This window comes from Paenibacillus sp. FSL K6-1096 (assembly GCF_037977055.1).
Taxonomy (GTDB): domain Bacteria; phylum Bacillota; class Bacilli; order Paenibacillales; family Paenibacillaceae; genus Paenibacillus_AQ.
In genome coordinates this window covers 387,942-412,315 of record NZ_CP150274.1, presented here as the reverse complement: position 1 = coordinate 412,315, position 24,374 = coordinate 387,942, and the positions used below count along the sequence as shown (strand labels likewise).

The window sequence follows — 24,374 nt, the reverse complement described above, 5'->3', positions numbered from 1 at the left end:
TGATCTGGCTCTCGACTTCAGATGTTTTATCAACATGGTCTTGTGTAGGAGAAGTCAGGACACGGTCATTCAACCCATTCTTGAACTTAAACGGGCAACTTGTATTTCACGATTTCTAGTATGATGCATATTCATATTAGATGAGCTCAATTCACCGACAGGAGCTGAGGAAAGGAGGCATCTAGTATGGCAGTTTTATCAACGGGGCCAATCGAAAATTCTATTGTTGCAGAAAGTGGTTTGCGGTCTACCCAGAGAATCACCGTAAGAATGGTCAATCATAATTTAACCGATGTATATCATATTTGGGTTCAAGGATATCATTTATCGGACGTCCGCACATTATATGTTGAAGAGTTATTTAGTGTTTTGCCTAATCAAATGATAACGAAAGATTATGATGCGAATTTTGATGCAGTTGAGTTTAATTTTTTATTGGGTGATGCTGCTGTGGCAGACGCCAAAATTTCGGTATGGGGAAGAGATCAGAATGGAGAGCTGGTGACTGCACATCGTCTGGTGTCGAGTGAACTTATAGGAGCTGGAAATAATACTCCAGGCGAAATGGGAGCAACAGGAGCCACAGGCGAAACCGGAGCAACAGGACCCACAGGTATAACCGGAACAACAGGACCCGCAGGCGAAACCGGAGCAACAGGACCCACAGGTATAACCGGAACAACAGGACCCGCAGGCGAGACCGGGGCAACAGGAGCCACAGGCGAAACCGGAGCGACAGGAGCCACAGGCGAAACGGGAGCAACAGGAGCCACAGGCGGAACGGGAGCGACAGGAGCTACAGGCGAGACCGGGGCAACAGGAGCCACAGGCGAAACCGGAGTGACAGGAGCTACAGGCGAAACGGGGGCGACAGGAGCCACGGGGGATGCGGGCCCGACTGGTCCAACGGGGGCCACCGGACCGACGCAAAGTATGCTTGTTGGCTTGTTCACAAGAACATCAGCAGACACAGATCCTCCTTCAGTGATTACAATGAATACGCCAATACCGCTCATTAATATATCACAAAACATTCCTGGTTCTTTTACTTTGACAGATAATGTTGTAACCGTTAATCAAGCGGGATATTACTTGATTGATGCAAGGTTAAGAGTGGCCGCTGGCAGCTCTAGCAGCAACTTTCGAATCCAAAACCTACCCAATATTCCTCCTCCTAGGACCTGGATTACTATCTCCACAACGGCAGTAATTCCTGATCAAACCGCTGTCATATTCGCGTTCAGTCAATTGAGTGCTGGTGATCAAATAAGATTAGTTCCGTTTAATGCTAATGTGGAAGTGGATATGAGTCAAATTATTCAGGCAATATCCGTCAATACAGAATTACGCTTAACCAGAATTGTTGAATAGTATGAGCCTTTAGTAGTTTCAACAAGGGAAAAAGTATCCTTACTGTCACAATTCGGTATAGCTCGATAAAGTAAGTAATAAACCTGGAAACTAAATAGAAAATAAGCAGGCGTACCTCATTACAGCTTAAAGAGTATAAGGGAAATCGAATAAATAGTATACGTAATATGAAGGCTGTGGATGTCCGTTAGGAGCCACAGGCAACCGGAGCGACAGCAGCTCCGGCAGTTTCATCGCTGTTTGTTGACAGTCGGCCAACGTTTCAGAATCTTGCATTGACAGCAACGAACTCGATTAAGTCCAATGTAGGACCCCTATTATAGAAGGTCAGATGGTGAAAATTGATTATGTTATGCAGATCTTAGTGGTTGTGGAAGATGACTGGAGCTTCGATTGTGATATTATCCTGTTCACGACGGAAAATGGGGGTATTAGCCAGTTGAAGTACACCAAATGGGGTGATGCTGGAGCTACAATAAGGTTTCATTCCTAGCTCTTGCAATTTACAACAACTACAAACCTTACGAGCGCAACGGCAGGAGTAAGAAACATGAGTGGTACTCGTTTCAGTTGATATGGAGTTTAAACATGTTAGACGTTACTTTTTTGACATATTGAAATTAAACATTAAGCTATGGTAAGGACATGACCGCAAATTTATCTTGGATTGATTATATTAAGATGATGCTTAGCCATATGGAAAGAAGCATAATTTTCGAATGGATATGTTCGGGGGTTATGCTTTTAGCTATCTTTGTCTTGGGCCAGCGCAATGATCCATTAATTCGATGAGCTCGTCCATGGAAGGGAGTTACTGTGGCAGCCAGCATGTGCGGTGCTATCGAGTTGATATCCCCAAGCCCGCTGTCGAGGGAGAAGAACATATTCCCATTGAAGTCGCTATTTTAGCGGCTTTTTTATTTAAACGAAGATCATTTACAAAAAAAGTTGAAATCGTTTTATAGTTGTGATAATCTCTTATCAAGATAATAATTTATTATTTAAAAAATAAAAAAACATTGTTGAATGAGAGAGGGGGATTCAAATTGATGAGGAGTGAGAATTGGCAGTATCTTGAGAGATTTTTTCCGATCGCTTCATTTATTGCGGCAATTATAGGACCTAAATGTGAAGTTGTTGTACATGATATCAGTGATCCGGAGCACTCAATTGTTTTTATTGAGAACGGTTATATTAGCGGACGTGAAGTAGGTGATGCATCCACTGACCTTGTTTTGAAAATTCTCAAATCGGAAGCTTATCATGAGGAACAGTATATAGCCAACTATAAAGCGTCAGGCAAATTCGATCAGAGTTTCCGATCGTCTACCTACTATATAAAGAATGATCAGAATAAGCTGGTTGGTCTGCTCTGCCTGAATATAGACGTTACTCATATGGAAGTAGCGGCTGAATGGGTTCAACATATTTTACAAGGAGGAACTAACCCGTATGTAATGCCTGTTGCTGCTGTTGAAAAGTCGAAGGAAGAAAAGCAAACAACGGAGTATCTGCAGGGAAATGCAGATGATCTGCTGCAGCATATGATAACTTCGGTTATTGGCAAATTAAAAATTTCGCCGGAACGTTTGTCATCGCAGGAGAAGATTGAAGTTGTCCGCGAATTAAACGAGCTTGGAGTTTTCTTACTGAAAGGCGGCGTTTCCCAGGTTGCAACTTCTTTATCAATATCTGAACCTACGGTATATCGCTATTTACAAAAGCTGAAATAAACAGAAATCCAGATGGAAAACAAGAAGGTGAGATACATGAGCTATAACTTTGATCAAGTGATTAGCAGAGTAGGTACCAATAGCGCGAAGTGGGACGGGGTTGTGAACAGTTTGGGGGACGATATGATCGTTCTCTCTGTTGCGGATATGGATATCCAAGCGCCTCCTCAAGTCGTGAATAAGGTGAGCGAGATGGCGCGGCACGGAATCTACGGATATACAGATGCGTTCCCTCCGTATTATAAGGTCGTACAGCATTGGCTTGATAAAGCTTACAGATGGGATGTGCCTCAAGAATGGATTGTGTTCTGCCCGCGTATTGTACAGGCCGTATCGATTATAATCGAAAGATTCACAGAACCTGGTGACCGGATTTTGATACATACTCCGGCATATCAACCTATCGCCAATGCTGTTGAGATTAATCACAGAAAACTAGTGGAAAGCCGACTGCTGCTTAGAGATGGACGATATCAAATCGACTTTGATGATATGGAGCGCCAAATGAGTGCAGGGGTCAAGATTGTTCTGTTAATCTCTCCACATAATCCGACAGGGCGTGTATGGACAAAAGCGGAATTGGAACGTATAGCCGAGCTCTGTATTCGTTATGATGCACTGCTCGTATCGGATGATATTCATGCTGATTTTATTCATGAAGGACATGAGCATACAATTATCGCGAAATTATCAGAGCAGATTGCGGAGCGTTCCATTATTTGCACTTCGCCAGGTAAAACCTTTAACTTAGCAAGTCTTGAAATCGCTAATATTGTGATCCCCAATATGCAGTTAAGAGAGCGATTTAAACTTGGGTTACGACAAGCTGGTATTCATAATCCTACTTTTTTTTCCATCCCTGCTTTGGAAGAGGCTTATACGGAGTGTGATGATTGGCTCAACAAGCTTCGATCTTATATTACGGACAATATTTCATTTACGGAAGATTTTTTTGCTGAGCATATGCCTGAACTGAAAATCGTGAAAGCAGAAGGAACCTACCTTATGTGGGTAGATTGTACGGCTCTTAGCAGGAATGAAAGCGATTTATTGGAATGGATTCAAAAAAAGAGCCGGGTTAGCGTCAGTTTTGGTTCGTCCTTTGGCGTGGATGGCGAAGGATTTATTCGCCTGAATCTCGGTGCTCCCAGGGCACTATTGCAAGAGGCTTTTGAGCGAATGGCCAGCAATTACCCTTTAAAGTAGCGGATAACTTCTTACATCATCGATAGGGGGAACCTTACAATGGCTGTGCCAAATAAGGAAAAGACGGTTAAGCAACCTACTCTGTTTTTAGCTTTATTGCCGATTGTTACTATGGTTTTAATGTTATGTATAGGATATGTTCTATTCGAATTGCCACCTGAGCCGCTAATCATTATATCCACAGTGGTTGCCGGAATCATCGCTATTAAGCTTGGTCACAACTATGACGACATTATGAATTCAATCGCACAAAAGATCGCTAAGACCATGCCGGCTATCTTGATCCTGATTACTGTCGGTTTTATGATTGGCGCCTGGATGATCGGCGGTACGATACCGATGATGATCTATTACGGACTTGATATTATTAATCCGCAATTTTTGCTGATTACGGCATTCATTGTCACTTCCATTGTCTCCTTATGTACAGGAACCTCCTGGGGATCAGCAGGTACGATCGGCATAGCATTTATGGGGGTAGGAGCTGGCCTTGATGCGAATCTAGCTGCTGTTGCAGGTGCAGTCGTAGCAGGGGCATATTTTGGAGACAAACTGTCCCCTTTATCAGATACAACAAACTTAGCCGCGCTATCAACAGGAGTTAACTTGTATGAACATATAGGTCATTTGCTATATACCACGGTCCCATCATTTATCGTGGCTGGAGCGGTCTTCTTGATCACTGGTTTTAATAGCGGTGGCTCGGATGTGGCTATTCCTGAGAAGGTTGTTATGATTATGGATACTTTAAGTTCAGTGTTCAACTGGAATTTACTATTACTGCTTCCGGTACTGATCGTATTGTATGGGTCGATTCGCAAGAAGCCTACAATCCCGGTTATGTTAATCTCCTCTTTTGTAGCGATGGCGAACGGTATGATCTTTCAAGGGTTTGCACTGTATGATGTAATTGCTTCCGTCATTAACGGCTTCGATGTAGCTATGGTTCACATTCAAGGCTTCGATGCAGCTGCTGTGATTCCGGATATTCCTCGCCTTCTGAATCGCGGTGGTATGAACTCAATGATGGGTACATTGTTGATCTGTTTCTGTGCCATTACATTTGCTGGTGTAATATCGCTGACGAAGTCTCTGGAATTGATTGTAGGTAATATTCTTAAATTTGTACATTCGACAGGATCGCTGATTTTGGTAACAATTGCTACCGGTCTGACTATGATCGGGGTAACGAGTAATGGGCAGGTATCGATCCTGATGCCTGGTGAAATGCTGCGAGAGGCTTACATTCGCCGCGGACTGCATCCGAAGAACCTGGGTAGAACCATTGAGGACTCCGCTACCATTATTGAACCGATCTTGCCGTGGACCGCAGCAGGGGCTTATATGGCTGGTACGCTTGGCGTCGCAACTCTGTCATATTTGCCTTGGGCAGTTCTCTGCTGGACAGGTATTATCTTTGCGATCATATGGGGTTTTACAGGCTTTGGTATCACCAAGCTGACTCCGGAGCAGCAGCAGGAAATGCTCGAGGAATATGATGATGCAAAAGCAGCTAAAACATTATAAGAGGGAGGATCACACCCCTCGCTTGTGAAAACAGAAAAAAAGCATATTAATGCGTGGATAAAGGGAGAGAATTTTTATGGTAAAACAAGAGAGAAAAACAATTGCAACTTCAAACGCTCCAGGTGCTATCGGTCCTTACTCACAGGCTGTACAATTTGGGAATATGATTATTACTTCCGGGCAGCTTGGAATGAATGCTGCAGGAGAGTTTCCGGATTCTGTATCGGAGCAGGCGAAGCAATCGCTAACTAATGTGAAGGCAATTTTGGAAGCGGCAGATTATGCCATGGAGCATGTAGTGAAAACGACGGTATTTCTAAAGGACATGGGTGATTTCCAAATGGTTAATGAAGTCTATGCCACTTTCTTTGCGGACCCTTATCCGGCACGTAGCGCAGTTGAGGTTGCGAAGCTGCCGAAAGGCGGACTTGTGGAGATTGAAGTGATCGCGGTAAAATAACCAATACCGATGAGCCTCCGGGAAACCGGGGGCTTTTTTATTATGGCTTTAGCCAGTTGAGGTCGAGGTCTTCCTTTAGGAGAGGGATATCCGCCGCGGCAGCATTTTCCTCCAGCTATTTCTTTGATTGTGAATGTCACTGGCCGGATCACTCCTTATGGGTTATTTTCAGACGGAATAGGCGGCTTCTTCCTTATCCTGTACCTTAAAGAGCTCTTTAAGGCAAGCGTTATTTCGGAGACCTTTTTTAATAAGAAGGCAAATAAAAACAGCGTATAACATAAATTATACGCGGTTTCACTTCAGACCGATTTTTATATGACTTCTCGTACAGTTTGCCATCTTAAATAGGGGCTATTTGGTAGAATAATATAAGATTAATGGAACTAATATCCATCACCAGGATGAACCTGTTCTTTCTTCACTTCAGACACCGGAGCCCATGCTATACTATTGAAAAAAGATATGCTGGAGGGAGTCCAATTGATACATAGCAGCAAGCAGCATAAATGGAGATCAGATAAGCTGTCTCATCTCGGATCATCGATCTTCGCGGAGGTGGCCGCGTGGAAGGCCGAGGCCCGGCAATCGGGACTGGAAGTTATCGATCTTGGAATCGGGAGTCCCGACCGGGCGCCTCTGCCCGAGATTCGTCAGGCATTAAGTGATGCAGTGCTGCGGGAAGACAGCTACGCTTATCCGTCATCCAAGGGCAGTGCAGCGTTTCGGAATCAGGCGGCTAAATGGATGCAGTGGCGTTTCGGTGCAGAAGTAGATCCCGAAGAGGAAATCGTGTCACTAATGGGCTCGCAGGACGGGCTGGCGCATCTGGCGCTTGCGGTCTGCAATCCGGGCGATCTGGCGATTGTGCCGGACCCCGGTTATCCCATCTATTCAGGGGCGTTGGCACTGGCAGGCGTCAGGGGCTGGCCGCTGCCGCTTTTGGAGGAGAATGCGTTCCGGCCTGATCTGGAGAGTATTCCCGATGAGGTCTGGCGCGAAGCTTCTTTCATTCTGCTCAGTTTTCCCGGGAATCCGGTTTCGGTTACGGTCGATCTGGCTTACATGGAGCGGCTTGTGGAGCTTGCCCGCAAATGGGAGGTGCTGGTTGTCCATGATCTGGCTTATTCCGAGATGGGCTTCGATGGGTACCGGCCGATCAGCATTCTTCAGATACCGGGCGCGCGGGATACTGCCGTTGAATTTCATTCCTTCTCCAAAAGCTTTAACATGGCCGGCTGCCGCATCGGCTTCCTGACCGGCAATGCCCAGGCGGTTGGAGCGCTGCGGGAACTGAAGAGCAATGTGGATTACGGCGTCTTTGAGCCGGTTCAGGAAGCGGCGGTTGTGGCGCTGGAGCAGGCTATAGTCTCCGGGCCAGACCACGGCGTTGCTAAGCTGTATGAGCGGCGGCGGAATCTTTTGGTGGAGGCCCTTAAGCGGGAAGGGTGGACGGTGCCCGCGCCGGAAGCCACTATGTTTATTTGGGCAAAACTGCCGGAAGCCTACGGTGCTAAGAGAGAAGCTGGAAGATCGCGCCGTTTCGCGCATGATCTGCTGCTGAGCGCCGGGGTGGCGGTCATTCCGGGAGATGCTTTTGGCAGCCAGGGGGAAGGGTATGTGCGGATTGCGCTGGTAGAGGAGGAAGAGCAGCTCCTGGAAGCTGCCCGGAGAATCGGAGAGTTCCTGCGTTCAGGTACGATAAGTTAACATAATCAATATTATGTTAACTAATATAATTCGTTTAACGGAATTCGGGGTAATAAGGAACAACTACAGCTATTCAGGAGGTTGACCTTATGGGATTTAACATTGGAGGATTGGGCGATAAATTGCAAGGATTAGTCGGCTCCCTCAAAGAAGGCGGAGTAGGAGAGCTGCTGCAGAAATTACCGCTGGACAAGCTGCCTCTTGATCAACTGCTGGAGAAGCTGCCGCTGGATCAATTGCTGTCGAGTCCCTTTCTGCAAAAGTTCACTCCGTTCGAATCCTTGAAGGACCTGCTGCAACAAGGAGGCTTCACTGCCGGCTCGGCAGAGGAAATGAAGTCGCTCCCGACGGATCAGCTCGATGAGCATGTATCGAAGACGACCTCCTTCGGTTCACTCAAGGATATGCTGCTTAAGGCGGTGGAGTTCTACTCCCAGCGTAAATAAAAAGGTTATCCACGAAAAGAAGCCCGCAGCGGAGTGATGCTCCGTTACGGGCTTCCTTATTATGCCGCAGGAGATTATTGCTTCAGCCAGGCGGTGGCCAGCAGTAAAGCTCCTTTGTTGGCGTTAGTATCTGCCAGGGCATTCAGCATCACGAAGTCGTGGATGATGCCCTGGAACCGCACAGCTGTGACAGGGACTCCGGCTTCGCGTAGCTTGTTCGCATAGGCCTCGCCTTCATCCCGAAGAACATCGGCTTCCCCGGTAATAATCAGGGCCTCCGGCAGACCGCTAAGCTGGTCCAGACTGGCCCGCAGCGGAGAGGCCGTAATCTGGGCCCGCTCGTCAGGATCGGTGGTATATTGATCCCAGAACCATTTCATTCCCTCGCGCTGGAGGAAATAGCCTTCCGCGAACTGATGATAGGATTCTGTGTCGAAGGAAGCGTCTGTTACCGGATAGAAAAGCAACTGCTTGGAGATGGCCGGACCGCTGCGTTCTTTGGCCATCAGGGTGATGGCAGCGGTCATGTTGCCGCCGACGCTGTCTCCGGCTACACTCAGTCTGGAGGCATCCAGACGATGGACGGAGCCTTCTGCAGCAATCCATTCCAGCACGGCATAGATTTCTTCAATGGCTGTAGGGTATTTGGCTTCGGGGGACAGGCTGTATTCAGGGAATACCGCCGCCGCTCCAGCGCCAACTGCCAGCTCACGGATCAGTCGGTCATGGGTGTGGCTGTTGCCGAAGACCCAGCCTGCTCCATGAATATAGAGAATGACCGGCAGGGGAGTACCGGAGGTGCCGGGCGGACGGACAATGCGGATCTTCACTTCGCCGCCGGGGCCGCCTGAGACGGTCAGATCCTGAAGCTCCGCTTCGGGCTTCGTAATGTCGCCGGACTGGACGGTATTCACCGTTTCACGGCCTTTTTCCGGACCCAGATCGGGCAGAAAGGGAGGCTTAGCGTTGTCGTCGGCGAATTTCTGTGCTGCTGGTTCAAGAACAATTTTCTTATGTTCTGGCATGAATCACACGCTCCTTCTTCGATCTGATTGAGGTCAAGCTCTCCTTCATCCATAACCGCCATACACTTGTCTGAAACGTAAATCGAACGGATCGCCCGGGTCAAAGCGTATATCCAGTAAGAAAGGGGAGGAAGAGAGCGTGAAGGATTATCCCATCACAGAGCAGCAAGCCAAAGATATGTTTGAAGCCCACTCCTCCTACATTTATGGTATTGCCCTTATGATGACCAAGCAGCGGGCGCTGGCCGACGATATTACCCAGGAGACGTTTCTGCGTGCTTTTGCCAAATACCATTTGTATGATTCCTCCAGGCCGCTGAGGCCATGGCTGTACCGGATTGCCATCAATATGGCCCGCAATCATCTGCGCCGATTCACCTGGATGAGATTGGTTGCCGGGGTCCCGGAGAAGGGCGCGGAGCATTCGGCAGAGAGCTTTGCCCTGCACAGCGAGAATCAGCTGGAACTATGGAGTGCCGTCAGCAACCTGTCAGCGAAGCTGCGGGAAGTGGTCACTCTACACTACTATGCCGGACTGTCGCTGCCCGAGACCGCCGAGGTGCTTGGCATTCCGCTGGGGACCTGCAAGTCCAGATTACATGCGGCGCTGAACAAGCTGAGAGACTGCGGCGAGCTTGACCCGGCTTTGGTGATGATGAAGGAGGGAATCAAGTGACAACATCTAAGGACAGACTGGATGCAGAATCGGGCGGATTATCCGCACAATTACAGAAGGAAGCTGAACATATGATACACAGTATGCCTTCTTCTGTTCATTTTGATGAATTATGGAGACTACATACTGAAGGGATTGCGGAAGGGAGAAGAGATAACCGCCAGTTCTCACTGTTTAAAAAGTGGATCATCGGTGCCACAGCTGCGCTGGCTGTTACTGCCGGATCAATCACGGGGATTGGATTCATCTCGCCCCCGGTTGCTGAAGCACTGCGTGTCATTCCGTTCTTCGATTATTTGTACGCGAAAGATGTGTACACGGCGAATTTCAAAGTCATTGAGCAGAAGCAGCTTAGCAGTCCTGTTGGTATAAAGGCTTCGGATCAAGGAATTACTTTTGAGATGGCAGAGGTGTATTATGACGGTATTCAACTGGTGCTTAATTACGAGGTGACTTATCCGGAATCGTCACCGCCGATTACAGACCAGGACGCGGAAGTCTACTATAGCCTCAATCTGAGGGGACATGAACCGCAGTCTATTTCCACACACGATTTCACGATTACAGGAGACCACACTTTTATAGGGACCACCAGGCAATCTTTTGGAGATAAGGACCTGCCCGGTCAGTTAACGCTGGATATGACCATTAGTGCAATCGGTGTTACCAAAGGAAATTGGGATCTCACTATCCCGCTGGATGCAAGTAAGAGTGAGGCACTGACCTCTACGGTGTATCCGAAGGATCTGAATTTTACCTACAAGAATTCATTATATACGCTGGAGAAGCTGATTCTTGGTCCGGTTAATACACAGGTGATTGTGCGGAATCAGTATCCCCGTGAGATGCTGAACGTGATGCTTGAAGATGATATTGGAACCTTGTATTCGGAACAGGGTGGAGGAGCAACTAATGACTACTATTATTTCAACTTCTCACCGCTGACAGCGTTCAATCCTAAGCCGGCATATATGACCCTGATCGTTACCGAACCCCCGAAAAATGGAGAAGCGAAGCAATCGGAGGACCGTCAGCGCCTGAATGGATCTTTCCCTATAATATTGCAGGGAGATGAAGGAGGAACGGTAAAGGTTACTTCTGTTGATTATGAGGAGAAACAGACCGTGGTGTACTATGAGGCCAGTCAGTTCATGAGCCAGAATACTCCGGTAAGATTGAAGGAAAAAGAGGGGCAAGCGATCTTCCCCAAAGGACAGCCGGTGCGCATTAGCCGGGATAAATTAGCCTTTAAGCTGATTTTTCCGCCGGTACAGCCATCCGATCAGCTCGAAATTGTGGCTAATTCCTTCTCTTATACGAAGGATACACAGCAGTTCCGTCTTCGTATCCCTCTTCAGTGGAACAAATAACTGTTAAATAGGCCGAACTCTCCAGTATAGACGGGTTCGGCCTATTTATCGATAGCAGTGAAGTTACTGTTCTATTATTCCCCGGCTTTTCGCTCCATCCCTCAGATAGACCACTCCGGCAAAGATTACCGTAATTACCAGCGGGTACAGAATCGCCCAGCCGGTGAACGGAAATACGCATACCGTGGCGGCAAAAGAAATCCAGCTGATCGTGACTCCCCGGCGGCTGCCGCGCAGCAGGCGGATACCGGCAGCGCAGCCCCCGATATAAGTGAGAATGAAGGTGGCGTTGGGAAAGGTGATCAGCGTGGTGATGGAGACCAGACCGCTTCCATAGAGCGATAACACCAGGGTGAAGCATCCGGTCAGGAAGCTGATTGCCCCAACGGGAGTCTGATAACGCCGGGACAGGCGGCCCATCCATTTTGGCGCATTTCCCTGCCGGGCCAGGGCATAGGCTACCCTAGAGGCAGCGCCGGCATAGGCAATAATCGTGGCCGTACAGATGAACAGCCCGGTCAGTCCGGCGATGAAGCCGCCCCATGCACCCAGCGGCTGGCTGATGATCCAGAGCAGGGAAGCGTCCGCCCCGCCGTGCAGATAGCTCTGCGTGCCGACTGTGGCCAGCGCCGACAGGAAATAGAGAACGCCGACAATGACGGCGGCAATACTCACACCCTTGACCGCAGCACGCTGCGGGTCCTTGAATTCTTCAGACAGATGCGACACAGCCTCCCAGCCGATGAAGCACCAGAAGAGAATCGCGGCGGCCTGACCGACACTGATCCAGCCATGAGGGGCAAAGGGGGTAAAGTGAGCGCGTTCCATCCCAGGCAGTGCAGCGGCAAACGAGAAGACCAGAACCGCAACAATAGCTATAACTACGGCGATCTGCACCTTGCCGGCAACCTTCATGCCCAGCCAGTTGGTGACCAGTCCGGTGACCAGCATGCCTGCGGCGAGGGCGATTCTTGCCGGGTTGCCCCAGCCCATGGCCGCGGTCATGTATCCGGCTCCGGTCAGGGCGGCCACAGGAGCGCCAATCGGAACGGACATCAGAAAGAACCAGCCGACCAGTGCCCCGGCCCTCGGGCCGAAGGCCAGGGTTACGAAATGCGAGACCCCTCCGGCATTCGGAAACTTCGCAGAGAGCAGCCCCATCGACAGGGCCAGCGGGAGAATCAGCAGTGACATGAAGCCCCAGGCCAGCAGGGAGGCCGGGCCGGCCATTTCGGCTGCCAGACCGGGAACGATCAATACTCCTGAACCCAATACAGCACCGATATAAAGGGCAATGGCCTGAGGCATCCCGATATTGCGCTGTAATGATAGTTTGTCTTTCATAAGAATAATCCTGCTTTCCTTGTATTTGATCCTAGAGTATCAGATAATAGATCCATTGGAAAAACGGAATTATTCTATAATATCCATCTGCTATTCCGATGGATGGAAGGAGAGCGCTATGGAGTCCAAGCATCTGTTCACCTTTCTGGTAGTCGTGGAGACCGGCAGCTTCACCCGCGCGGCCCAGAAGCTCGATTACGCCCAGTCCAGCATTACAGCCCAGATCCAGGCGCTTGAAGCAGAGCTTAAGCAGCCGCTGTTCGACCGGATCGGCAAAAAAATCATCCTGACCGATGCCGGCCGCCGTCTGCTGCCGTACGCCCAGGAAATTCAAAGCATCCACACCATGGCGGAGAAAGCGCTCCGGTCAGAGACGGAGATTGCCGGCTCGCTGCGGATTGGCGCGCCAGAGTCGCTGGCCGCCTTCCGGCTTCCCGGAATTATCAAAGACTTCCGCAGCCGCTATCCGCAGGTGCAGATTATGCTGAAGCCGGGCGCCTGCTGGGAGCTGACGGAGTTCGTACGCTCCGGGGAGCTGGACCTCGCTTTTCTGCTGCAGCCGGAGACAGAGTATAAGGATCTGTACTCAACCACACTGATCCATGAAGCGATGGCGCTGGTGGCACCGCTGGATCACCCGCTGCGGGAGCTGGCAGAGGTAACCCCGCCTGATCTTAAGAATGTAACGATCCTGCATACGGAGAGCGGCTGCACCTACCGCACCTTGTTTGAACGACATCTGAACAGCCATGGTGTATTTCCTGATCCCAATCTGGAGTTCTGGAGCATCGAGGCCATTAAGCAGTGCGTCATTGCCGGGCTTGGCATCTCCTTCCTTCCGCTGATTACGGCGCAGCGGGAGCTGGCGGAAGGCAAGCTGGCGCTTCTGAACTGGGATGACCAGTCACAGCGGGTGGCGACCCAGGTCGTCTATCACAACAAGAAGTGGCAGTCACCTGCGCTCAGCGAGTTTCTCAGAACCATAGAGCAACACGCAGCGCTATGGAGATCGGCGGACTTAAGAGGGGCTGAGGGAGAGGGGGTTATACAGGGATGAATGAGCTGGAGCAGAATTATGAAGAAGAGCTGGAGGCTTTTGTCATCTGGATGAAGGACGCCGGATATACTGCGTATACCCGGAAATCTTACCTCGCGGATGCCCGGGAGTTCCTGGCGAGCCTGAACGGAAAAGAGCTGGCGAGTGTCAAGAAGCTGCATGTGGTATCTTACCTGACCTCGGTCCGCGAACGCGGGGTAAGCGATGCCACCCGTAACCGCAAGCATGCTTCGGTAAGCTGCCTGTTCAAGGCATTAACCGAGCTGGAGCTGCTCGCCCATAATCCGGCCGCCGGAATCAAGAAGTCCCGGACCGAGAAGAACCGGGAGCCGGTCTATCTGGAGGAGGCGGAGCTGCAGCGCTTCCTGTCAGCAGTGGACGGCAAATACCGGAGCCGCAACCTGGCGGTCTTCCTGCTGATGTCTTATATGGGACTGCGGGTGGGGGAGGTCCATACCCTGAATCTGAGTGATTATAATATAGACAGACGCACCCTGCGGGTCTTCGGTAAAGGGCGGAAATGGCGGAATGTTCCGGTCCCGGAGGATATTGCCCCTTATCTGGACCAGGCGCTGGCCGACCGGCTGACGCCTTGGCGCAGTAAGGAGGAAGCGATGTTCATCTCACAGAAAGGCCGCAGGCTGTCAATCCGCGGAATCCAGGGCATCGCTGCGGATACCTTCAGCCGCTTCCAGCGTGAGGTCCCGCCGTCCCAGCAGCGTGCCTATTCGAGCCATAAGCTGCGGCATTCCTTCGCCACCATGCTGCTGCGCAAGGGAGCGGACCTGCGGACCGTTCAGGAGCTGCTGGGCCACTCATCTATACAGACGACTACTGTCTACACACATATAACCAGCCGGGAGAAGGAAGAAGCGATGTCGAGATTGCAGATTAGCTTCACGGACCAGGGCGGCGGCAACGTATAACAGGTTTTGTCTGTCCGCCCCCCTTTTCAACTATGAACTTTTGTTCATAACCTCTACATAAATTGTGCCGTGTGTGCATTTTGATGATGACAACCACCTTATGAATTGCTAACATGGGTAAGGGCCAAAATCACGACGAAAAATGCAGGATAAATGCAGGAACCATGTGGGGGATTTGCCGATTTTTGCTTCAATCGGTTAACGCGTCTTCGCGGCTGATTGAAGGGAGCATGTTCGTGAGCAGCACTGGTAGCCGCCAATCTGAATAGATTGGCGGCTGGTCTGTCCATGCCGGGCAATTAGAGCTCCTAGAGCTCCAGCTTGGCAATCTCGCTCTTGAGCTTGTCAGCTGACTGCTGGAAGAGGCTCTGCTCTTCCGGACTGAGCGGAAGATCCAGCACCTCGCGGACGCCGGTGCGGTCAACGACACACGGTGCGCCGAGGAATACATCGGATACGCCGTTATAGTTGTTCAGGAGTGTGGATACATTCAGCACAGAGCCTTCATTGTTCAGGATGGAGGCTACAATCCGGTCCAGGGCCAGGGCGATGGCGTAGGAGGTAGAACCTTTGGCATCGATGATCTCGTATGCTGCATTCTTCGTGTCCTCGAAGATCTCCTTGCGCTCGGCTTCATCGAAGCCGAGATCAATGCCTGCGACATTGGCCAGGCTCCAGACCGGCAGCTCGGAATCGCCGTGCTCCCCGATGATCTGTCCATGGATGCTGCGGGGGTCGATCTCCTTATGCTTACCGATCAGATAACGGAAGCGGGCGCTGTCGAGCACCGTCCCGGACCCGATGACCCGTCTGCGGTCGAAGCCGCTGATCTTCAGGGTGGCATAGGCCAGAATATCGACCGGGTTGGTAGCAATCAGCAGGATGGCATGATGATTGAATTTCGTAATTTTCTGGATAATGTCTTTGAAGATCGAGATGTTCTTGCGGAGCAGGTCGATACGGGTCTCACCGGGCTTCTGTGAGGCTCCGGCTGTGACGATAATGATGTCGGCTTCGCGGCAATCCTCATAGGTACCTGCCCACAGCTTGACGCCTCCCACAAAGGGCAAGCCATGATTCATATCCAGCGCTTCGCCAAGCGCCTTCTGATGATTGACATCGATCAGTACAAGCTCGGGCATCCGTTTGCGCAGCAGCAGTGTGTAGGCGGTTGTCGTTCCGACTGCGCCGGTGCCGATCACTACGACACGATTGGGCTTAAATGGGGCCATGGTTGAATCTCCTCCAGCATTTGTAATTTATTTGGGTGATCAGGAAGGCAGAGCCGTTCCACTTGCGGTCCAATCTTATCCATCATAATCTCTAGGGATAGTGTTTTCAAGCTGTCCGCATTTAATCCATTACCCCAAAATGGACAAGCTAACAAAGGTATTTATGTTGTCTACTCAACCATTTGACAGGAGCGAACTGAAGTATGGATTTATTCCGCAAAAAACCGCTGGCCATTCCCCAGAATGCAGGAGCGGAGAAGCTTAGCAAGACCCTCGGCGCACTTGATTTGACCATGCTCGGAGTCGGGGCCATTATCGGCACCGGGATCTTTGTTATGACAGGTGTGGCGGCTGCGGAGCATGCCGGTCCCGGACTTATTCTGTCCTTTATCATTGCCGGCATTGCCTGTGTGCTCTCCGCACTGTGTTATTCTGAATTTGCGTCCACCCTGCCTGTATCCGGCAGCGCTTATGCTTACAGCTATGTGGCTTTCGGTGAATTGCTGGCCTGGGTGCTGGGCTGGGATCTTGTGCTGGAATACGGGGTTGCGGCTGCCGCAGTCAGCAGCGGCTGGTCCGGTTATTTCCAGGGCTTGCTGGAAGGCTTCGGCATCCATTTGCCCACAGCTTTGTCTGGAGCGTATAATGCGGAGAAGGGAACCTTTATTAACTTACCGGCCGTCATCATTATTCTGCTGATCTCCTACCTGCTGACACGGGGAGTCAAGGAGACCGCCCGCTTCAACACAGTGATGGTAGCGATCAAGATTTCCGTGGTGCTGCTGTTTATCTTCACCGGGATTTTCTATGTGAAGCCGGAGAACTGGACGCCTTTTCTGCCGTTTGGATTTCATGGTGTCATGAACGGAGCGGCCACCGTGTTCTTTGCTTATATCGGATTCGATGCTCTCTCGACGGCCGCCGAGGAAGTGAAGCGCCCGCAGCGCGACCTGCCGATCGGGATCATCTCATCGCTTGCCATATGTACCGTGCTGTATATAGCCGTCTCCCTGGTGCTGACGGGAATTGTGCCGTATCAGAGCCTGAACGTCAGTGATCCAGTCTCGTACGCGCTGCGGTTCGTAGACCAGAATATGATCGCGGGTTTAATCTCGGTTGGAGCGATCGCAGGGATGACTACGGTTCTGCTGGTCATGCTGTTCGGTCAGACCCGGCTGCTGTTCGCCATCTCGCGTGACGGTCTTCTGCCGCAGAGCTTGTCCAAGGTCAGCCCCAAGACGCATACCCCGGTGCGCAGCACCTGGATGGTAGGCAGCATTATTGCTGTGCTGACCGGCTTCGTCCCGCTGGACCGGCTGGCGAACCTGACCAGCATCGGAACGTTGTTTGCCTTCCTGGTCGTCTCGCTTGGCGTCATTACGCTCCGCCGGACGAAAACTGATCTCAGAAGAGGCTTCCAGGTTCCTTGGGTTCCGCTCATTCCGCTCCTCAGTGCCGCAATCTGCGGCTACCTGATGTACAGCCTGGGACGGGAGACCTGGATCGGCTTCGTGATCTGGGTGGCCATCGGGCTGTTCATCTATTCGTTATACGGGTATAAGCGAAGCAATCTGAATACGAAGAAATAAGGAATTAACGAAGAAGAGGAGAGAAAAGCATTGTCATTCAAAGCAACAGGATCCAAGGTATTGTGGACGGTGTTGATGCTGCTTATGGCGCTGTTTGTTCTCTCAGCATGTTCATCGTCCCCTCCGCCGGAAGCTACGCTTCCTCCGCAGCCGACTGAGACACCGGAGGAAGGGCAGATGATCACAGTCATCACCCCTGACAACAAGAATGTAACGAACGAGGTTGCGCCGAAATACCAGATTCAGACCCGGCTTACCGATTTCAGACTGCTCAATTCTTCTGCAGGGCTGGCCTGGGGGGTTACCCGGAACGAGCTGCGCATGTATATGACGCTGGACAACGGCAAGACCTGGGCGAATATATCCCCGGCCACCAATGTGCAGTTTCTGACCAATCCGGTGTACGGCAAAGAGATCTTCTTCACCGATCCCGGCAACGGCTGGATTATCAGAAGCTCGTTCGGGAGCACCGAAACTGTGGTGCTGCGCACCAGGGACGGGGGCCATACCTGGCAGATCTCTGCATTCCCGGATTCCAATCAGCTGGCCTCCATCTATTTCAGCTCACGCTCGGACGGCTGGCTGATGACCCGATGGGGGGGCAGCGGCACCAAAGAGAACAAAGCGCTGTACGCAACCAAGGATGGCGGAGCAACCTGGAATCAGGTCATGCAGAACGAGCAGTATAATCCGAATCTGCCGAACACCTCGATTCCGCTTGCCGGTGTGACAACCGGTATGATCTTCAATAATGCGGAGCGCGGTTTTGTAACTCTGCAGACCGGAGCCTTGCCCAAGATCTTCATGACCCGGGACGGCGGCGCAAGCTGGGTAGCCGGACCCGAGTTTCTCGTCAATGACAGCTTTGCCGGTTGTGACCGGGTGGTTACCGGGGTTCCCGAATTCTTCGGGGGGGATGCCACCGGGGGATGGATGCCGGTCGGGTGCCAGAAGGATAAGGAAGGCAGCATGACCTACAACGGTTATTTTACCGCCAACGGGGGAGAGAACTGGAAGTTCGTCCAGTTCGGACGGCCGGCCCAATCCGGCGTGAACCGGCATATGACCCCGGACTTTCTGAACTCCCAGGTCGGCTGGTCGCTCGAAGGCAACATACTGTATAAGACGGTGAATCAGGGGCAGAGCTGGACGGCGCTTCCTCCAAGCAGCGTGCTGCAGTCCAAGCTTCTGGAATACCCTGAGATTGTGAAGCTTCAGTTCATCACCAAGGATGTGGGCTGGCTGCTGATTGCCAAGGAAGAGGAGCGCAAGTCGATCCTGCTGCAGACCACCAGCGGCGGGGAAAGCTGGCGGGTCATGTAGTTGCAGTTAATGTAGTAATATAGCCAAGGGAGGCTGTCTGTTTATGCAGGCAGTCTCTTTTTAATAAGAAAAAATCTTATTTAAAATTTTCTTTAAAAATGTGAAAAAAATCACATGACAAACTTTGAATCCTGTGATATATTTAACACATAGAAAACAAGTTCATTTTTTCACAAACTTTCATCCCGAATAGGAGAGATTAAAATGACAACTTTTGAAACGGATTATATGACCAGAAACCTGCTGCAATTGTGCTATAACTGCGAAGACGCCCACCTGTGCCAGACTGAAGAGCAATGCAGAGCCTGCTGGGCAGACAACGGTATGCTGCCGGAAGAAGCTAATGAAACCAAACAATTGTTAGACCTTGTACATGCGTAATCTAACCGCTCCGCAGGCAGCAGAGAAGACCATTTAGGCCTCCGTACAACCGGAACCTGAATGGTCTTTTTAGTATGTATACTGTCTCGCAGTCAAGAGGCATATACATTAGTGACACCTGCCGAGGCAGGGAAGTCAATACTTGGGAAAAAGGGGGAAGAGACCTATGGGAAGTGATCCGTCCTGGATGTTCGATTTTACCGGAACGGTGCTGCCGGTCTTTCTTGTGCTGGTCCTGGGGATCATTGCTGTGTCGGCTGGCAAGGGACTGCTGCAGTGGAGCCGTAACAATAACGCCCCCCTGCAGTCCATTCCCGCCCGCATTGTAAGCAAGCGGACCGAGGTGCGCCAGCAGCAGTCGCAGGAAGACAATCTCTCCAGCCGGACCAGCACGACCTATTATCTGACGTATGAGGCAGAGGATGGGGTGCGGAGGGAGTTCAAGGTAGACGGCCAGGAATATGGCCTCAGTGCAGAGGGCGACCGGGGGCTGCTGACCTACCAGGGCACGCGGTACCGCGGCTTCCAGCGGCGCCCTCATCATTATTCTACGGCGGAGTAGCCAGATCATCGGCATCCTGATTAAGTTGCATGTACCCCGGCTCCATTATGGAGGTGGGGTATTTTTATAGCTGTCAAATTAAACTGATAACGCTCAGACAAGCGAACAAGCAGTTTAATGAAACTTATTAATTCGTTGACTCGTATAATAATGATTCTCAATGTAGGGGGAACTTGATAATGAATAAGCGCGAGCATTTGGAGGCTTTTTTGACATCTATTCGTGAGCAGAATGCTATTAACGGTGCATTTTTAATCGCAGATCAAGGAGAAGTGTTGCTGAAGGAGAGTATCGGACTGGCGGACTTTCGAAACGGCCGAAAGCTTACTGTGGACTCTGTATTTGAGCTGGCTTCACTTTCGAAGCCTATAACAGCCTTAGGGATTGTATTCCTGCATCAGAGCGGTAAGGTTGAACTTGATGATTTGGTGACGGCCTGGATTCCCGATTTTCCTTATTCGGATATTACAATACGGCATTTGCTGGGGCATACATCCGGGCTGCCGGATTACATGGAATTGTTTGCTAAGCATTGGGACCGTTCTGCCATCGCCACGAATCAAGACGTGTTAAACATGTTGATTCAGTATAAGCCTAAGTTATTATTCCCGTCTAACACTAGATGGATGTACTGCAATACAGGGTATGTAATCCTGGCTCTATTAATTGAACTAATTTCCGGACAGACCTTTGCTGTTTTTTTAAAGGAGCAACTCTTCATACCCTTAGAAATGAACCATACGAGAGTATACAACCGGCGCATTGAAGAAGAGGAGATTCCCGGCTACGCCTATGGTTTTGTTTATTCCTTTGACGATGCGGCTTTTGTACTACCTGATACTCTGAAGGAACTGGATTATGTAAGGTATTTAGACGGAATTCAGGGGGACGGCACAGTCAATAGTACTCTGGATGATCTTCTGAAATTAGACCGGGCTCTGTACAGGGATGATTTCCTGGTTGCTTCATTACGTGATGAGTTGTTTACACCAGTACGGTTGGACAGCGATGAACCCTGCGAGTATGGATTGGGATGGATTATTGAGACAAAAGAGGGAATGGGGCGCGTCGTAAGCCATAATGGAGGATGGCCAGGCTATGCTACCCTCATGAAACGTTATATTGATCAAGACATGACGCTCATTGTTTTGTTAAACACCGACAAAGACCTTCAGTATATCCAGCAAGTAGTTGGTGCGATGGAGCATATCCTGTGCGGTGAGGATTACGAGCCTCCGCTGCCCTCGGCAGAGAGAATTATCGCTGAAATCGATCCCTCTGTGTACAAGCATTATACTGGGAGGTACCGGTTTAACAATGAATTGGGGGGGCAAGTTATAATCGCTGATGTATTTGTGGAACACGAACGGCTTTATATGCGATTCAATAACGGTATGACTCTCACAATGTATCCCATGACCGACACCCGTTTTTTCTTTAGTGAGGACTTAGTAGAAGTGGAATTTGTGAGGGAAGAGAACGGAAGAGTTCAGTCTTTATACTTTGGCAGCAATGGTGAGATGGAACGGGCCGATCGTGAGACCTGAACCCTAATGGAGTGCTGCTGACGAATAACACCATGGATAAATTTGGGCGGGGACTGTCACCACTTGGGCGGATGCACATACAATACAGCGTGCAGGAAACAGGGCGCAGGCTTGCGAAGTTGGCTAGGTTCCATGACTGCCAATGAAAAAAAGGTAAGGAGGAGAACGCGTGGCCGTCATCAAAGCAAACTCGGAGGATGTAAGGGTGCTTGCCAGGCTGATGCGGGCAGAGGCTGAAGAGGATGGGGATCTGGGGATGCTCATGGTGGGAAATGTCGGTGTGAACCGGATTCTGGGCAACTGTCTGGATTTCAACAACATCCGCAGTGTGAATGACATGGTGTATCAGAGCCCTGGGGGATTCGAGGCGCCGCAGAAGAGCTACTTCTATCAGCGGGCCCGGGAAGCCGATATCCGGCTGGCCAGACGTGCGATTAACGGGGAACGGACTTGGCCGGCCTCGAATGCGCTGTGGTTCTTCCGGCCGGTCGGGGATTGCCCGGCGACCTGGTACAATCAGCAGAACACCGGCCGCTTCAAGGCGCATTGCTTCTTCACCCCGACACAGGGAGATTGTCCGGCAGTATATTAGAAGAAACACCTTTACTTACAATTAGGAGGGAAATTGGATCATGATCACTCAACCGTACCGCCCCGCAGCGTATATGATGGGGAGCAACCCTGCTGACACCATGAACAACATGAATAATATGAATAACATGAATAACATGGGACATATCGGAAATATGGGTAAAATGGGCATGATGCCAGGCATGGGCACCATGGGTACTATGGGCTCAATGAGCGCGGTACCGCCGCAGGTGAGCAGCGGCAGCCCGATGACGCCAGGTGGCATGGTAGTCTCTACAGCCGCTCCGGCATACGAACAGTCATACGTCGAGAACATTTTCCGCCTCAATCTCGGCAAAGTAGGCACCTTCTACTTCACCTATGAGAACAACAAGGACTGGAATGCCAAAGTCTATACAGGCGTGCTGGAAGCGGCCGGACGCGACCACATCATCATCAGCGACCGCGCAACCGGACAGCGGATTGTACTCTTGATGGTGAACTTCGACTATGCCACCTTTGATGAGCCGCTGGTGTATCAGTATCCCGGAGTTATCGGAAATCCGGTAGGCGGACGAAAGGGCTAAACGCCCCATATCCTGCATATTTCGCCGTTTATCCATGGAATCGCCCAAAAACGGCTGTCCCCCTTTGTTTAAGGCGGTCAGCCGTTTCTTATGCTTGCGTACTTACATATGCTGTATTTTTCGAGGGGACACGCATGGTTGCTGTTTCACCTAATATATTTATATAATGAAAGTATTATTTATAATTCGTGATTCAGTCAGGAGCTGAGGAACTTGGGAAATTGATCCGGAAAGGAATAGCTGGCGGTAAGATCCAGTCTAACATTTTGTGTAAACGAAGGAGGTGGGCCTATCCGTCCGCACAGACTGCGGCGGATAGGAGTATAATTTGAGCGACCCTTTACCCGGTATATTACATGTAGGACTTATTATTTTGCTTGTGCTGCTTAACGGTTTTTTTGTTTCGGTTGAGTATGCGATGGTGAAGGTGCGCATCGGGCGCATTGAGTCGCTGATCGAGGAAGGCAGCAAGAGAGCACCGGCGGCAGGTTATATCGTGCATAATCTGGATGGCTTCCTGTCGGCGTGCCAGCTGGGAATCACACTGGCTTCCCTGGCGCTGGGCTGGCTGGGAGAACCGGCCGTGGCCACGATTGTCGGACCGCTGATTACCGGCCTGGGCTTTGGCGAGACCACAGTGTTCGTCATCTCCCTGATTATTGCCTTCATGTTCATCACCGTTCTTCACATCGTGCTTGGTGAGCTTGCTCCGAAGACGATTGCCGTGAATAAGGCGGAGGCAGTGCTCCTGCTGACGGCCGGACCGATGAATGTGTTCTACCGTATCATGTATCCCTTCATCTGGGTAGTTAACGGATTAGCGCGCGGCCTGCTGCGGATCTTCCGTCTGACGCCGGCTTCGGAACTGGCAACGGCCCATACTGAGGAAGAGATCCGCATTCTGATGCAGGAGAGCAACAAGAGCGGCCTCATTGATAATACGGAGATGGCCCTGGTGGACAATATCTTTGAATTTGCTGATACCATGGCCAGGGAGATAATGATTCCGCGTACCGAAATGATCTGTCTGAACACGCATCTGACGACGGAGGAGAACCTGGAGATTGCCTTTGACGGCATGAGAACACGTTATCCTGTCTGCGACGGCGACAAGGATCATATTCTCGGCTTCATCCACATCAAGGATATGATCCGTGACCAGGCGCCGAGGTATAACGAGCTGATCCGTCCTATCCTGACCGTACCGGAATCCATTCAGATCAGCAGTCTGCTTAAGGTGATGCAGCGTGCCAAGACCCAGATTGCCATTCTCATTGACGAATATGGCGGCACTTCAGGGATGGTAACGCTGGAGGACATTATGGAAGAGATCGTCGGCGAGATTCAGGATGAGTTCGACGAAGAGCGCCCCGGAATCGAGCAGCTGGGGGAGGATGAGTACTCCGTAGACGGCCTGATGCTGATTGAGGAGATCAACGACAAGCTTGGCATTCATATGGAGACCGATGACTACGATACGATAGGCGGCTGGCTGTATTCCAAGCTGGAGGTCAATCCCCCGCAGAAGGGGCAGACGGTCGAGTTCGACAATCATCTGTTTGTTGTAGAAGAAACAGACAATAAGCGGATTTCGCGGATCAAGCTGCTGAAGGTGCAGTTTCTGACCGAGGAAGCCGGAGCATAACACTACATTTTGCAAGCATGGCGCCAGGTTGGCGCTGTGCTTTTTTGCTGCCCCTGTTTCTTACAGAATCTTCCTGCCTAAAAGCGG

At 50.6% G+C, this 24,374-nt stretch carries 22 protein-coding genes; 19 read left to right on the top strand and 3 right to left on the bottom strand.

Annotated elements, in window-relative coordinates; genetic code table 11:
- The first annotated feature begins 186 nt into the window (after window positions 1–186).
- The 7 genes from MHI24_RS01760 (at window position 187) to MHI24_RS01730 (ending at window position 8,453) form a co-directional block, all read left to right on the top strand.
- Window positions 187–1,371 carry a collagen-like protein gene (locus tag MHI24_RS01760; protein ID WP_340023848.1) on the top strand — a complete coding sequence of 395 codons (1,185 nt, stop codon included), beginning with the start codon at window positions 187–189 and terminating at the stop codon, window positions 1,369–1,371.
- Between the two features lie 1,049 nt (window positions 1,372–2,420).
- Window positions 2,421–3,104, top strand: coding sequence for a PAS domain-containing protein (locus MHI24_RS01755; protein ID WP_340023847.1), 684 nt, complete (start codon window positions 2,421–2,423; stop codon window positions 3,102–3,104).
- A 36-nt stretch (window positions 3,105–3,140) separates the two neighbouring features.
- Window positions 3,141–4,310: a MalY/PatB family protein gene (locus tag MHI24_RS01750; protein ID WP_340023846.1), complete on the top strand. Its 1,170-nt coding sequence runs from the start codon at window positions 3,141–3,143 to the stop codon at window positions 4,308–4,310.
- A 39-nt stretch (window positions 4,311–4,349) separates the two neighbouring features.
- Complete coding sequence (gene nhaC / locus MHI24_RS01745) at window positions 4,350–5,837, top strand: Na+/H+ antiporter NhaC (protein WP_340023845.1); 1,488 nt, start codon at window positions 4,350–4,352, stop codon at window positions 5,835–5,837.
- Between the two features lie 76 nt (window positions 5,838–5,913).
- Complete coding sequence (locus tag MHI24_RS01740) at window positions 5,914–6,297, top strand: RidA family protein (protein ID WP_340023844.1); 384 nt, start codon at window positions 5,914–5,916, stop codon at window positions 6,295–6,297.
- Between the two features lie 483 nt (window positions 6,298–6,780).
- The gene (locus tag MHI24_RS01735; RefSeq protein WP_340023843.1) at window positions 6,781–8,007 is read left to right on the top strand and encodes an aminotransferase class I/II-fold pyridoxal phosphate-dependent enzyme; all 1,227 of its coding nucleotides are present in this window, start codon (window positions 6,781–6,783) and stop codon (window positions 8,005–8,007) included.
- Window positions 8,008–8,096: 89 nt separating this feature from the next.
- Window positions 8,097–8,453, top strand: coding sequence for a hypothetical protein (locus tag MHI24_RS01730; protein ID WP_340023842.1), 357 nt, complete (start codon window positions 8,097–8,099; stop codon window positions 8,451–8,453).
- A gap of 74 nt (window positions 8,454–8,527) precedes the next feature.
- Here the strand turns inward: MHI24_RS01730 and MHI24_RS01725 are convergent, their stop codons facing one another.
- The gene (locus MHI24_RS01725; protein ID WP_340023841.1) at window positions 8,528–9,478 is read right to left on the bottom strand and encodes an alpha/beta hydrolase; all 951 of its coding nucleotides are present in this window, start codon (window positions 9,476–9,478) and stop codon (window positions 8,528–8,530) included.
- Between the two features lie 139 nt (window positions 9,479–9,617).
- On the opposite strand from MHI24_RS01725, the gene MHI24_RS01720 reads away from it, so the two are divergent.
- Window positions 9,618–10,154, top strand: a complete 537-nt coding sequence (locus MHI24_RS01720) for a sigma-70 family RNA polymerase sigma factor (protein ID WP_340023840.1) — start codon at window positions 9,618–9,620, stop codon at window positions 10,152–10,154.
- A complete protein-coding gene (locus MHI24_RS01715; protein WP_340023839.1) occupies window positions 10,151–11,524 on the top strand; it encodes a DUF4179 domain-containing protein in 1,374 nt (457 codons plus the stop codon). Before MHI24_RS01720 ends, MHI24_RS01715 begins: the two co-directional genes overlap by 4 nt.
- Window positions 11,525–11,587: 63 nt before the next feature.
- Here MHI24_RS01715 and MHI24_RS01710 read toward each other — a convergent pair whose 3' ends face one another.
- Complete coding sequence (locus tag MHI24_RS01710) at window positions 11,588–12,868, bottom strand: amino acid permease (protein ID WP_340023838.1); 1,281 nt, start codon at window positions 12,866–12,868, stop codon at window positions 11,588–11,590.
- Between the two features lie 118 nt (window positions 12,869–12,986).
- Between MHI24_RS01710 and MHI24_RS01705 the strand changes: the two genes are divergently transcribed.
- Together MHI24_RS01705 and MHI24_RS01700 are read left to right on the top strand one after the other, a co-directional pair.
- Window positions 12,987–13,925, top strand: a complete 939-nt coding sequence (locus MHI24_RS01705) for a LysR family transcriptional regulator (protein ID WP_340023837.1) — start codon at window positions 12,987–12,989, stop codon at window positions 13,923–13,925.
- On the top strand, window positions 13,922–14,851 hold the full coding sequence (locus MHI24_RS01700; RefSeq protein ID WP_340023836.1) for a tyrosine-type recombinase/integrase: 930 nt from the start codon (window positions 13,922–13,924) through the stop codon (window positions 14,849–14,851). Before MHI24_RS01705 ends, MHI24_RS01700 begins: the two co-directional genes overlap by 4 nt.
- Window positions 14,852–15,159: 308 nt before the next feature.
- Here the strand turns inward: MHI24_RS01700 and MHI24_RS01695 are convergent, their stop codons facing one another.
- On the bottom strand, window positions 15,160–16,083 hold the full coding sequence (locus MHI24_RS01695) for an L-lactate dehydrogenase (protein WP_340023835.1): 924 nt from the start codon (window positions 16,081–16,083) through the stop codon (window positions 15,160–15,162).
- Between the two features lie 203 nt (window positions 16,084–16,286).
- On the opposite strand from MHI24_RS01695, the gene MHI24_RS01690 reads away from it, so the two are divergent.
- From MHI24_RS01690 to MHI24_RS01655, 8 genes are all read left to right on the top strand, one after another.
- The gene (locus MHI24_RS01690; protein ID WP_340023834.1) at window positions 16,287–17,672 is read left to right on the top strand and encodes an amino acid permease; all 1,386 of its coding nucleotides are present in this window, start codon (window positions 16,287–16,289) and stop codon (window positions 17,670–17,672) included.
- A gap of 30 nt (window positions 17,673–17,702) precedes the next feature.
- On the top strand, window positions 17,703–18,995 hold the full coding sequence (locus MHI24_RS01685) for a YCF48-related protein (RefSeq protein ID WP_340023833.1): 1,293 nt from the start codon (window positions 17,703–17,705) through the stop codon (window positions 18,993–18,995).
- Between the two features lie 204 nt (window positions 18,996–19,199).
- Complete coding sequence (locus tag MHI24_RS01680) at window positions 19,200–19,376, top strand: hypothetical protein (RefSeq protein ID WP_340023832.1); 177 nt, start codon at window positions 19,200–19,202, stop codon at window positions 19,374–19,376.
- Between the two features lie 166 nt (window positions 19,377–19,542).
- Window positions 19,543–19,938, top strand: coding sequence for a DUF2500 domain-containing protein (locus tag MHI24_RS01675; protein WP_340023831.1), 396 nt, complete (start codon window positions 19,543–19,545; stop codon window positions 19,936–19,938).
- Between the two features lie 179 nt (window positions 19,939–20,117).
- On the top strand, window positions 20,118–21,485 hold the full coding sequence (locus tag MHI24_RS01670) for a serine hydrolase (RefSeq protein ID WP_340023830.1): 1,368 nt from the start codon (window positions 20,118–20,120) through the stop codon (window positions 21,483–21,485).
- 169 nt (window positions 21,486–21,654) lie between these two features.
- Window positions 21,655–22,077: a cell wall hydrolase gene (locus tag MHI24_RS01665; protein ID WP_340023829.1), complete on the top strand. Its 423-nt coding sequence runs from the start codon at window positions 21,655–21,657 to the stop codon at window positions 22,075–22,077.
- A gap of 154 nt (window positions 22,078–22,231) precedes the next feature.
- Entirely contained in the window at window positions 22,232–22,642 is a 411-nt protein-coding gene (gerQ, locus tag MHI24_RS01660) for a spore coat protein GerQ (protein WP_340026580.1), read from the top strand.
- A 328-nt stretch (window positions 22,643–22,970) separates the two neighbouring features.
- A complete protein-coding gene (locus MHI24_RS01655) occupies window positions 22,971–24,287 on the top strand; it encodes a hemolysin family protein (protein WP_340023828.1) in 1,317 nt (438 codons plus the stop codon).
- Window positions 24,288–24,374: the final 87 nt, after the last annotated feature.

Bases quoted from the DNA above. Each gene is read 5' to 3' on its own strand.
- MHI24_RS01680 (WP_340023832.1), top strand. From the start codon at position 19,200: ATGACAACTTTTGAAACGGATTATATGACCAGAAACCTGCTGCAATTG.
- MHI24_RS01675 (WP_340023831.1), top strand. From the start codon at position 19,543: ATGGGAAGTGATCCGTCCTGGATGTTCGATTTTACCGGAACGGTGCTG.
- MHI24_RS01740 (WP_340023844.1), top strand. From the start codon at position 5,914: ATGGTAAAACAAGAGAGAAAAACAATTGCAACTTCAAACGCTCCAGGT.
- MHI24_RS01695 (WP_340023835.1), bottom strand. From the start codon at position 16,083: ATGGCCCCATTTAAGCCCAATCGTGTCGTAGTGATCGGCACCGGCGCA.
- MHI24_RS01700 (WP_340023836.1), top strand. From the start codon at position 13,922: ATGAATGAGCTGGAGCAGAATTATGAAGAAGAGCTGGAGGCTTTTGTC.
- MHI24_RS01755 (WP_340023847.1), top strand. From the start codon at position 2,421: ATGAGGAGTGAGAATTGGCAGTATCTTGAGAGATTTTTTCCGATCGCT.
- MHI24_RS01690 (WP_340023834.1), top strand. From the start codon at position 16,287: ATGGATTTATTCCGCAAAAAACCGCTGGCCATTCCCCAGAATGCAGGA.
- MHI24_RS01760 (WP_340023848.1), top strand. From the start codon at position 187: ATGGCAGTTTTATCAACGGGGCCAATCGAAAATTCTATTGTTGCAGAA.
- MHI24_RS01730 (WP_340023842.1), top strand. From the start codon at position 8,097: ATGGGATTTAACATTGGAGGATTGGGCGATAAATTGCAAGGATTAGTC.
- MHI24_RS01750 (WP_340023846.1), top strand. From the start codon at position 3,141: ATGAGCTATAACTTTGATCAAGTGATTAGCAGAGTAGGTACCAATAGC.
- MHI24_RS01710 (WP_340023838.1), bottom strand. From the start codon at position 12,868: ATGAAAGACAAACTATCATTACAGCGCAATATCGGGATGCCTCAGGCC.
- MHI24_RS01705 (WP_340023837.1), top strand. From the start codon at position 12,987: ATGGAGTCCAAGCATCTGTTCACCTTTCTGGTAGTCGTGGAGACCGGC.
- nhaC (WP_340023845.1), top strand. From the start codon at position 4,350: ATGGCTGTGCCAAATAAGGAAAAGACGGTTAAGCAACCTACTCTGTTT.
- MHI24_RS01670 (WP_340023830.1), top strand. From the start codon at position 20,118: ATGAATAAGCGCGAGCATTTGGAGGCTTTTTTGACATCTATTCGTGAG.
- gerQ (WP_340026580.1), top strand. From the start codon at position 22,232: ATGGGTAAAATGGGCATGATGCCAGGCATGGGCACCATGGGTACTATG.
- MHI24_RS01725 (WP_340023841.1), bottom strand. From the start codon at position 9,478: ATGCCAGAACATAAGAAAATTGTTCTTGAACCAGCAGCACAGAAATTC.